Raw genomic sequence first — 9,367 nt, 5'->3', positions numbered from 1 at the left:
GGGTCGTGGATGCCCTGCTGCACGTTCAGGCTGTGCCCATTTCGTGAACTACGACGTTGACCCTGCCGACGACAGCCGCCGACACTGCCCATTGCCCCGACCCGCGAGCTGTTGCATGTCCCTGCATGACTGTTTCGTATTTCCCGCCGCCCCACATTCGCCTGCACCTGACATGCCTGCACTGGAGCGATGGATGCTGCAGGAAAAGATCATTCTGCCGGCAGTGGGTGCGGATGTCCCTGCCAAAGCGTTGTACGCGCTCAGCCATGCCATTGAACGCCTGCCGGGCGCCACCGCCCTGCTGATGGACGAAGCCTGGCGAACGGCAGCGGACGTGATCGCCACTCATGTCAAGGCCGGCAACCTGCCCGATTCGCTGCACGTGCACCGCGACGGAAGCGTGGAAGACTCCATCGCGGCGATCCGGAACCATGGCATCGCGCTGGGTGATGCGTGGTTGTTCTGGGAACACAAAGGGGCCCGGTGGTTCAGTCCGCGCTACCGTGCAGGCCCGGGCATCGTGGATCTCTTCGATATCGGCGATCGCGGCCAACCCATTGACGATCTCACGATCGTCCTTTTCCAGATCGACCCGCAGGAGCCACCGTTCGTCGTTGCTGGCGAGGGCACCTGCCCTCCCCGCGTGCCGGGTGAATGTGATGCACGCGAGGACTTCCCTCCCTTCGGCGATTACACCGATTTCATCGGCGCCGCCTTCACAGACATCCGTGCGCAGTGGACCCACCCTGACACTGGCCGACACTACGGCATCCTGGATCTGGATTGGGAATCAGGATTGGGAATTGGCTGGAGCTTCATCCAATTCGAAGGTGGCAGTGGGCGGGAGCTGAAAACGTTCGCCGACGCCGTTGGCAAGGTATGCGGGCAATGCATGATGTACGCACATCGGCACCTCTGACGCTGTGCTGACCCCCTGCGCCAATCAGTCGTGCAAGGCGCCAGTCTGTCCCGACACTGTTCACCCCCTGCTTCATCCAGAACGGCCCTCCCATGACGATGCATGACTGTTTCGTGTTTCCGGCCGCACCGCATTTACCGGCGCCGGACATGCCGGCGCTGGAACGGTGGATGTTGCAGGAAAAGATCATCCTGCCGTCGGTGGGTGCGGACGTGCCTGCCAAGGCGTTGTACGCACTCAGCCATGCCATTTCGTGCCTGCCGGGCGCCAACGCCCCGCTGGTAGACGTCGACTGGCGGACGGCGGCGGACGTAGTTGCCACCCATGTCCAGGCCGGCAACCTGCCGAAGGCGCTGCACGTACACGACGACGGCAGCGTGGAAGACTGCGTCAAGGCAATCCGGGAATACGGCATCGCGCTGGATGATTCGTGGTTGTTCGCCAAGCATGCGGCCTGCGCGTGGTTCAGTCCGCGCTACCGCGCGGGGCCGGGAATGGCGCGCCTGTACGATCCCGACCGCATCGGCGAGATCGAACACCTGAGCATCCTGATGTTCCAGATCGATGCGGGGGAACCGCCCTTTGTGGTGTTCGGCGCGGGAACCAGCGCGCCAACGGTGCCTGGGGAAGCCACCGAACGGGAAGACTTCCCGCCCTTTGGCGACTACATGGATTTCGTCGGTGCTGTGTACGAAGACATCCACGTGGATTGGGTCCACCCGGACAGTGGCCACCGCTATGCCCTGCTGGATCTGGACTGGGACTACAGCCTGGGTATCGGCAGGTGCTTCATCCAGTTTGAGGCGGGAAGCGGCTATGACCTTGAGCGGTTTGTGCAGGCCCTTGGCGACGCATGCGGACAACGCATGGCGTATGCGCATCGCTTGTTCTAGCAACGAATGCAATTGCCGGTAGAGCCACCCCGTGGGTGGCTGCGCGCGGTGCCGGTTTCAGGTGCAGCCACCCATGGGGTGGCTCTACCGCCGCGCGGGAACGAAAAACCCCGGCGCTGGGCCGGGGTTTTCGTTGATGCGTGTGGCGCGGGAATCAGAACGACATGTCGAACGAGACTTCGCCCTTCACGCCCACCTGGTAGGCCGAGGAGCGGCGTTCGAAGAAGTTGGTCAGTTCCTGCACGTCCTGCAGTTCCATGAAGCTCAGCGGGTTGCGCACGTTGTACTTGCGCTCCATGCCCAGGCGGTGGAAATGGTTGTCGGCGCAGTGCTGCAGGTACTGGCGCATGTCGCGGGTGGAAATGCCCGCCACGCCGCCGGACAGCACGTCTTCGGCGAACTGCACTTCGCATTCGATGGCTTCGGCCAGCATGTCATAGACCTGCTGCTTCATCGCGTCGTCGAACAGGTCCGGCTCTTCCTCGCGGATCACGTCCACGCACTCGAAGGCGAACTCCATGTGCGCGCTTTCGTCGCGGAACACCCAGTTGGTGCCCGAGGCGAGGCCGTTGAGCAGTCCGCGCGAACGGAAGTAGTACACGTAGGCGAAGGCCGCGAAGAAGAACAGGCCTTCGATGCACGCGGCAAAGCAGATCTGGTTGAGCAGGAACTGGCGGCGCTCCTCGCGGGTTTCGATGCGGCGCAGGTCCTGGATCGAGTCGATCCACTTGAAGCAGAAATCGGCCTTCTTCTTGATCGAGTCGATGTTCTCCACCGCGGCGAACGCTTTGACGCGCTCATCCGGATCGGGCAGGTAGTTGTCGAGCAGGGTCAGGTAGAACTGCACGTGCAGCGCTTCTTCGTACAGCTGGCGCGACAGGTACATGCGTGCTTCGGGCGCGTTCAAGTGCTGGTACAGGTTCAGCACCAGGTTGTTGGACACGATCGAATCGCCGGTGGCGAAGAACGCGACCAGGCGGTGGATCAGGTGGCGTTCGCCCGGCGACATCTTGCTGTGCAGGTCGCTGATGTCGATCTGGAAATTGATTTCCTCGACAGTCCAGGTGTTCTTGATCGCGTTGCGATACATGTCATAGAACTGCGGGTAGCGCATCGGGCGCAGGGTCAGTTCAAAACCTGGATCGAGCAACATCTGGCGCGGCGTGTCTGCCATGGGGGGTTCCTTGGTTCAGTTGGCGGCTTCCCGGTGGGGAAGCGTCGAAAGACCCGCGCGTGTGCGCGGCGGGCTTCCGGCACCGCGGGCAGTCTGCGCCCGGCGGTGTCAGCGTGTTTGGGGTGGAGCGGTGAAGCCGCCGGGCGGGGCCCGGCGTTCAAGCGGTATGGATCATTTTCCGTACCCACCAACGGTGGGTACCTGCCAGGGTGCCGGCCCATCGGGCCGGCACGCCTTTTACTGGCAGGCTTCGCAGCTTTCCGGGTTCTCCAGCGAGCAGGCGACGGCTTCGTCCGGGCTGAACACCTTTTCCGGCGCGGCATGCGAGCCCTGGCTGATCGTGGTCTTGGCGATCTTGGTGGCCGGACGCGAACGCAGGTAGTAGGTGGTCTTGATGCCCTGCTTCCAGGCGTACATGTACATGGAGGACATCGCGCCGATGCTCGGGCTTTCCATGAACAGGTTGAGCGAGGCGGACTGGTCGATGAACGCGCCGCGGTCGGCGGCCATGTCGATCAGCGAACGCATCGGCAGTTCCCACGCGGTGCGGTAGATGTGGCGCAGGGTTTCCGGGATCTGGGTGATGCCCTGGATGGAGCCTTCGGCCATCTTGATCGCGTCGCGCATTTCCGGCGTCCAGTGGCCCAGCTTCTTCAGCTCGGTCACCAGGTAACGGTTGACCTGCAGGAAGTCGCCGGACAGGGTTTCGCGCTTGAACAGGTTGGACACCTGCGGCTCGACGCACTCGTAGCAACCGGCGATCGAGGCGATGGTCGCGGTCGGGGCGATGGCGATCAGCAGCGAGTTGCGCAGGCCATGTTCCTTGATGCGCTCACGCAGGGCATCCCAACGGGCGGTGTCTTCGGGCACCACGTTCCAGGCGTCGAACTGCAGCTCGCCGCTGGCCGCACGGGTGTCGGCGAAGGACGGGTGCTTGCCGCGTTCCTGGGCCAGTTCGCACGAGGTTTCCAGGGCGTGGAAGTAGATCGCTTCGGCGATCTTCTTCGACAGCGCGCGGGCTTCGGCACTGTCGAAGGCCAGGCGCTTGCGGAAGAACACGTCCTGCAGGCCCATGCAGCCCAGGCCGACCGGACGCCAGCGCAGGTTGCCGCGGCGGGCGGTTTCGATCGGGTAGAAGTTCAGGTCGATCACGCGGTCGAGCTGGCGCACGGCCAGGCGCACGGTGTTGGCCAGCTTGTCGAAATCGAACTCGCCGTGGGCGTCGAAATGGTTGCCCAGGTTGATCGAGCCCAGGTTGCACACCGCGGTCTCTTCGGCCGAGGTGATTTCCAGGATTTCGGTGCACAGGTTGGACAGGTGGATCACGTTGCCCGGACGCAGGGTCTGGTTGCTGGCGCGGTTGCACTTGTCCTTGAAGGTCATCCAGCCGTTGCCGGTCTCGGCCAGGGTGCGCATCATCCGCGAGTACAGCTTGCGCGCGGGGATGGTGCGCTGGGCCTTGCCCTGGGCTTCGGCCTGCAGGTAGGCCTGCTCGAAGGCTTCACCGAACAGGTCGGTGAACTCGGGCACCACGCTGGGATCGAACAGCGACCATTCCTGGTCGGTCTCCACGCGCTGCATGAACAGGTCGGGGATCCAGTTGGCCAGGTTCAGGTTGTGCGCACGGCGCGACTCGTCACCGGTGTTGTCACGCAGTTCGAGGAAGTCCTCGATGTCGGCGTGCCAGGTTTCCAGGTACACGCAGGCCGCGCCCTTGCGCTTGCCGCCCTGGTTGACCGCAGCCACCGACGAATCCATGGTCTTCAGCCACGGCACGATGCCGTTGGAATGGCCGTTGGTCGACTTGATCAGCGAGCCACGCGAACGCACGCGGCTGTAGCTGACGCCGATGCCGCCGCTGAACTTGGACAGCTGGGCGATGTCGCCGTACTTGGCGTAGATCGACTCCAGCGAATCCTGCGGGGAGTCCAGCAGGAAGCACGAGGACAGCTGCTCGTGGGTGGTGCCGGAGTTGAACAGGGTCGGGCTGGACGGCAGGTAGTCCAGGTTGCCCATGCGCTTGTACAGCGCCAGGGTTTCCGGCACGTCTTCGCTCAGGGCGCTGGCGATGCGCAGGAAGAACTGCTGCGGGGTCTCGATCACCTTGCGGGTGTGCGGATGGCGCAGCAGGTAGCGGTCGTACAGGGTGCGCAGGCCGAAGTAATCGAAATGCAGGTCCAGCGACGGATCGATGGCGTCGTTGAGCTTGCGTGCGTTGATCTGCACGAAGTCCAGCAGGCGCGCGTTGATCAGGCCCACTTCGTGGCCACGGCCCACCGACTGCGAGAACGCGTGGATTTCCTGGCCGGACACTTCCTTGGCGATGAAGTTGGCCAGCAGGCGCGCAGCCAGGCGGCCGTACTCGGGCTCTTCACCGATCAGCAGGGCGGCGGTGCGGATGGACAGCTCGTCCAGCTCCTGCGTGGTGGCGCCGTTGTACAGGCCGGAGATGGTGCGGGTGGCCACGCGCATCGGGTCCACCGCGTGCAGGCCCTCGCAGCAACGCTGCACCGCGCGCACGATCTTGTTCAGATCCACCAGTTCGGTAGTGCCGTTGCGCTTGGTGACACTCATGGCGTTGGCCGTGGGCGGCGAGGTCAGAAGGAACTCGCTTTCCTGCTCGGTGGCTGCGCTGGTTTCGGTGCTCACGGCGTTTTCCTCTTGGCGTGATTTGGGGTGGCACAACGTTGCCTGCTGGGCAGGTGCTGGACCGGCGCTCGGACTCTCAGAGTGGACCTGGGGCGTCGCATGGGCCGCGACTGCGCAGGCTGGCCTGCGGGCGGTTCCCCTGCGTCACCGGTCCTCTCCCCTCAGAGTGGTGCGACCGATACCTCAACGCTGTACGTGTCGTGCGGTTGTCAGTAGGTTTTCAGGCCATCGGCGTGAAGGCGATTCACCCGTCGACTTGTGGTCGGCGGGACCGACGGCCACAAGATAGTGGGGGTACCGGGGATCGTCAACGCCAAATCTGGGGAAAATGAGCAATCCCTTGCGGCGCAACGATCCGCCTGGAAGGCCGTCCGACGAACGGTCCGGACCCGTCGAAACCGAGTGCGCAGTCAAGGCCGGAACAGCCATGTCGGGTGAGAAACAGGAACCCGAAAACAGAACAGCGGCTCTCACGCCAACGTAACAAACCCGACGCATCGCGGCCGGTTGGGGTGACTTCCGACCCGCGCCGGCACGGGCGGGGGGTGCGAGCCTGCAGGCGTCCCCTTTGCCGAGCCCGCCCCATGCGCCTGCCCCTGACTGGATGTCTACTGCTGGGCCTGGCCATGGCCGCGCCCGCCCACGCCGATGAAAAGGACGCGGTGCCGGCCCTGTCCTCGCGCCAATGCGGGGTGAGCACGCCCTACAACGTGCTGGTGGACAGCGGCGGGATCTGGCTGCGCCACCCCGATCAGGTGCCGGCGGAGATCTTTTTCCACGACGGCGAGCTCAACATCGACCGCACCCCGGTGCCGGTGAGCGCCGCCGACGCCCAGCGCCTGCGCCAGCTGGAATGGGGCACCCGGCAGCTGGTGCCTGCCGTGGCCGGGCTGGCCAGCGAGGTGGTGGACATCACCTTCGATGCATTCGGTGCCACGGTGGAGATCCTCAGTGGCAGCAAGGGCAAGGCGCGCCAGGTGGCCCGGCTGCGCGGCGACGCCCACCAGTACGTGGACCGTACCCTCGGCCGCGGGATCTGGGAGCAGGCCGATTTCGGCGACGGCTTCGAGCAGCGCGTGGAGCAGGCGGCCGAATCCATGGCCGATTCCCTGGCCCGGGGTGTGATGTGGTCGATGTTCACCGGCGGTGCGCAGCGCATGGAGGCGCGTGCGAGCAAAGTTGAGGCGCAGCTGGAGCGGACCATGGAAACCCGCGCCCAGGCACTGGAGGCCCATGCGCAGTCGCTGTGCACCCAGGTGCTGGCGCTGGACCAGCTGCAGCAGGCGCTGGAGGTGCGCTACCAGGGCAAGCCGCTGGGAATGCTGGTGGTGGACCGCGACGAGGACGCCCCGCCCCCGCGCGAACAGCCGCGCAGCAAGGCGATCGCCCTGCCCACCCCGTAGCGACGGGCAGGCCCCGGCACCCTCACGCCTTGTGCGGGGTGCCCAGGTACTCGGCGCTCTGCATTTCGATCAGGCGCGAGGCGGTGCGCTCGAACGCGCCCTGCAGGCGCACGCCCGAGTACAGCGCCACCGGGGTATCGGTGGCGGTGCAGACCAGGTTGACGTGGCGGTCGTACAGCTCGTCGATCAGGTTGACGAAACGGCGCGCGGCGTCTTCGTTGAGGGTGTCGAAGTGCGGGATGTCGCCCAGCAGCACCGTGTTGAACTCGTGCGCGATCTCGATGTAGTCCGACGGGCCGCGCGGGCCTTCGCACAGCGCCTTGAAATCGAACCAGGCGATGCTCTTGCCGCGCGCCCGCACCGGAATCTTGCGGCCCTCGATCTCGATGTTGCCCGGCTTGGCCGGCTGACCGCCGCTCAACTCGGCCCAGCGCGTGCCCAGCCAGGCATCGCTGCCGGGGTCGCGCGGGGACTGGTACACCGGCGAGCGGGTCAGCGCGCGCATCCGGTAGTCCTCGGTGCCTTCGGCGTACAGCTCCACGCAGTAGGTCTGCAGCAGGCTGATGGCCGGCAGGAAGCTGTCGCGCTGCAGGCCGTTGAGGTACAGGTTCTCCACCGCGGTGTTGGAGGTGGTCACCAGGGTCACGCCCTCGGCGAACAGCCGCTCCAGCAGCCGCGCCAGCAGCATGGCATCGCCGATGTCGGTGACGAAGAACTCGTCCAGCACCAGCACGCGCAGCTTGGCCCGCCATTCCTGGGCGATGCGCGCCAGCGGGTCGCTCTGGCCCTGGTGCTCGCGCAGCCGCTCGTGGATGCCGCGCATGAAGCGGTGGAAGTGGGTGCGGTACTTCTGCTCGATCGGCAGCCCGTCGTAGAACAGGTCCACCAGGAAGGTCTTGCCGCGCCCCACCCCGCCCCAGAAATACAGGCCCTTGACCGGCTCGGGCTTCTTCCAGAATGCCGACAGGCGGTCCAGCCAGCCGTCCTGGGCGCTGTCCACCAGCGCCACATGGATGCGGTCCAGCTCGGCCAGCGCGGCATGCTGGGCCGGGTCGTTCTGCCATTCGCCCCGGGCCACGCCCTCGGCGTAGCGCTGCGACGGGGTCAGTGCACCGTCACTCATGCGCCCGTGGCGCCTGCGTCAGGCAGCCAATGCTTGACGCCGTGGGTGATGGCCCCGCGCAGGTCGATCAGCTTGCGGTGGAAGAAGTGGCTGGTGTCGGGCATGCGCACCAGTTCGTGCGGCGCCTGCAGGCTGCCGAGCCAGTCATAGACCGCCTGCGGGTCGACGATCTCGTCTTCTTCGCCCTGGATCACCAGCCACTGCGCGGGCGGCTGGATGCCGTCGAAGTCCCAGCGCCCGGCAGGCGGCGCGATCGAGATCTGCGCGTCCGGCTGCAGGGCGGCAGCCGCCTTGAGCGACACAAAGGCACCGAAGCTGAAGCCGGCCAGCCACAGGCGCTCGCCCGGGCGCTGCGCACGGACCCAGGCCACCACGGCCGCCAGGTCGTCCTGCTCGCCGTTGCCGTGGTCGAAGCTGCCGGCCGAGGTGCCCACGCTGCGGAAGTTGAAGCGCACCGTGGTGATGCCCAGCGCGCGCAGGCTGGTGGCGACCATGGTCACCACCTTGTTGTGCATGGTGCCGCCCTCGGTGGACAGCGGGTGGCAGATCACCGCCACGATCGGCTGGGCCGGCGCGTCACCGGTGGGCAGGTCGACGGCAACGTCCAGCGGCCCGACCGGGCCGTCCAGCACCAGGGCAGCGCTGGCTTGGGGGAAAGGGGGATTGTGCATGGCGTCATAATACCGCTCCTCCGCGGGCTGCACCGCCGCGCTTGCCGGGTTCGTCATGCTCTATCTGGTTTTCAGTGTGTGCTGCAGTGTGCTGGTGTCGGTGCTGCTGAAGCTGGCGCCGCGCCAGCGCCTGGACATGGCGCAGGTGGTGACCTGGAATTACCTGCTGGCCAGCGTGCTCAGCCTGGTGTTGCTGCGGCCGTCGCTGGCGTCGTTGCAGACCGCGCATGCGCCGTGGCTGGCCCTGCTGGGCCTGGCGGTGACGCTGCCCACCATCTTTCTGGTGATGGCCCGTGCGGTCACCCGCGCCGGCATCGTGCGCAGCGACGTGGCCCAGCGGTTGTCGCTGCTGCTGTCGCTGCTGGCGGCCTTCCTGGTGTTCGGCGAGACCGCCAACGGCTGGAAGCTGGCCGGCCTGGGGCTGGGCCTGCTGGCGATCGTGGGCATCAGCGTGCGCCCGCGCGCCACCGCCACCGCCGCCACCGCGCCCGGCGGCGAGCGTGCCTGGCCGTGGCTGCTGGCGGTGTGGGTGGGC

8 protein-coding genes are annotated in these 9,367 nt (G+C 66.0%); 4 read left to right on the top strand and 4 right to left on the bottom strand.

All coding sequences use genetic code 11. The features are described from left to right. Window positions 1–193: 193 nt before the first annotated feature. Together DBR34_RS01560 and DBR34_RS01555 are read left to right on the top strand one after the other, a co-directional pair. On the top strand, window positions 194–919 hold the full coding sequence (locus DBR34_RS01560; RefSeq protein WP_128095435.1) for a hypothetical protein: 726 nt from the start codon (window positions 194–196) through the stop codon (window positions 917–919). 170 nt (window positions 920–1,089) lie between these two features. After that, on the top strand, window positions 1,090–1,812 hold the full coding sequence (locus DBR34_RS01555) for a hypothetical protein (RefSeq protein WP_128095434.1): 723 nt from the start codon (window positions 1,090–1,092) through the stop codon (window positions 1,810–1,812). Between the two features lie 154 nt (window positions 1,813–1,966). On the opposite strand, the gene DBR34_RS01550 is transcribed toward DBR34_RS01555, so the two are convergent. Continuing rightward, a complete protein-coding gene (locus DBR34_RS01550; RefSeq protein ID WP_128095433.1) occupies window positions 1,967–2,986 on the bottom strand; it encodes a ribonucleotide-diphosphate reductase subunit beta in 1,020 nt (339 codons plus the stop codon). A 237-nt stretch (window positions 2,987–3,223) separates the two neighbouring features. After that, entirely contained in the window at window positions 3,224–5,635 is a 2,412-nt protein-coding gene (locus DBR34_RS01545) for a ribonucleoside-diphosphate reductase subunit alpha (protein ID WP_128095432.1), read from the bottom strand. Window positions 5,636–6,219: 584 nt separating this feature from the next. Here DBR34_RS01545 and DBR34_RS01540 point away from each other — a divergent pair. After that, window positions 6,220–7,038 carry a DUF2884 family protein gene (locus DBR34_RS01540; RefSeq protein ID WP_128095431.1) on the top strand — a complete coding sequence of 273 codons (819 nt, stop codon included), beginning with the start codon at window positions 6,220–6,222 and terminating at the stop codon, window positions 7,036–7,038. 22 nt (window positions 7,039–7,060) lie between these two features. On the opposite strand, the gene zapE is transcribed toward DBR34_RS01540, so the two are convergent. Then, window positions 7,061–8,161, bottom strand: coding sequence for a cell division protein ZapE (gene zapE / locus DBR34_RS01535; protein WP_128095430.1), 1,101 nt, complete (start codon window positions 8,159–8,161; stop codon window positions 7,061–7,063). Further along, window positions 8,158–8,832: an alpha/beta hydrolase gene (locus DBR34_RS01530; protein WP_128095429.1), complete on the bottom strand. Its 675-nt coding sequence runs from the start codon at window positions 8,830–8,832 to the stop codon at window positions 8,158–8,160. The genes zapE and DBR34_RS01530 overlap by 4 nt, the downstream gene beginning before the upstream one ends. Before the next feature lie 55 nt (window positions 8,833–8,887). On the opposite strand from DBR34_RS01530, the gene DBR34_RS01525 reads away from it, so the two are divergent. After that, window positions 8,888–9,367 (top strand): EamA family transporter (locus tag DBR34_RS01525; RefSeq protein WP_146186750.1); only part of this gene is annotated, 480 nt, incomplete at its 3' end.

It is taken from the genome of Stenotrophomonas sp. HMWF003 (genome assembly GCF_003061285.1).
In the GTDB taxonomy this organism is placed as follows: Bacteria; Pseudomonadota; Gammaproteobacteria; order Xanthomonadales; family Xanthomonadaceae; genus Stenotrophomonas; species Stenotrophomonas maltophilia_AP.
The sequence above is the reverse complement of the archived record's forward strand: the minus strand, read 5'-3'. Positions and strand labels throughout refer to the sequence as shown.

What these genes read in the sequence shown, in the direction of transcription:
- DBR34_RS01560 (WP_128095435.1), top strand. Translation starts at nt 194, where the DNA reads ATGCTGCAGGAAAAGATCATTCTGCCGGCAGTGGGTGCGGATGTCCCT.
- DBR34_RS01555 (WP_128095434.1), top strand. Translation starts at nt 1,090, where the DNA reads ATGTTGCAGGAAAAGATCATCCTGCCGTCGGTGGGTGCGGACGTGCCT.
- DBR34_RS01550 (WP_128095433.1), bottom strand. Translation starts at nt 2,986, where the DNA reads ATGGCAGACACGCCGCGCCAGATGTTGCTCGATCCAGGTTTTGAACTG.
- DBR34_RS01540 (WP_128095431.1), top strand. Translation starts at nt 6,220, where the DNA reads ATGCGCCTGCCCCTGACTGGATGTCTACTGCTGGGCCTGGCCATGGCC.
- zapE (WP_128095430.1), bottom strand. Translation starts at nt 8,161, where the DNA reads ATGAGTGACGGTGCACTGACCCCGTCGCAGCGCTACGCCGAGGGCGTG.
- DBR34_RS01530 (WP_128095429.1), bottom strand. Translation starts at nt 8,832, where the DNA reads ATGCACAATCCCCCTTTCCCCCAAGCCAGCGCTGCCCTGGTGCTGGAC.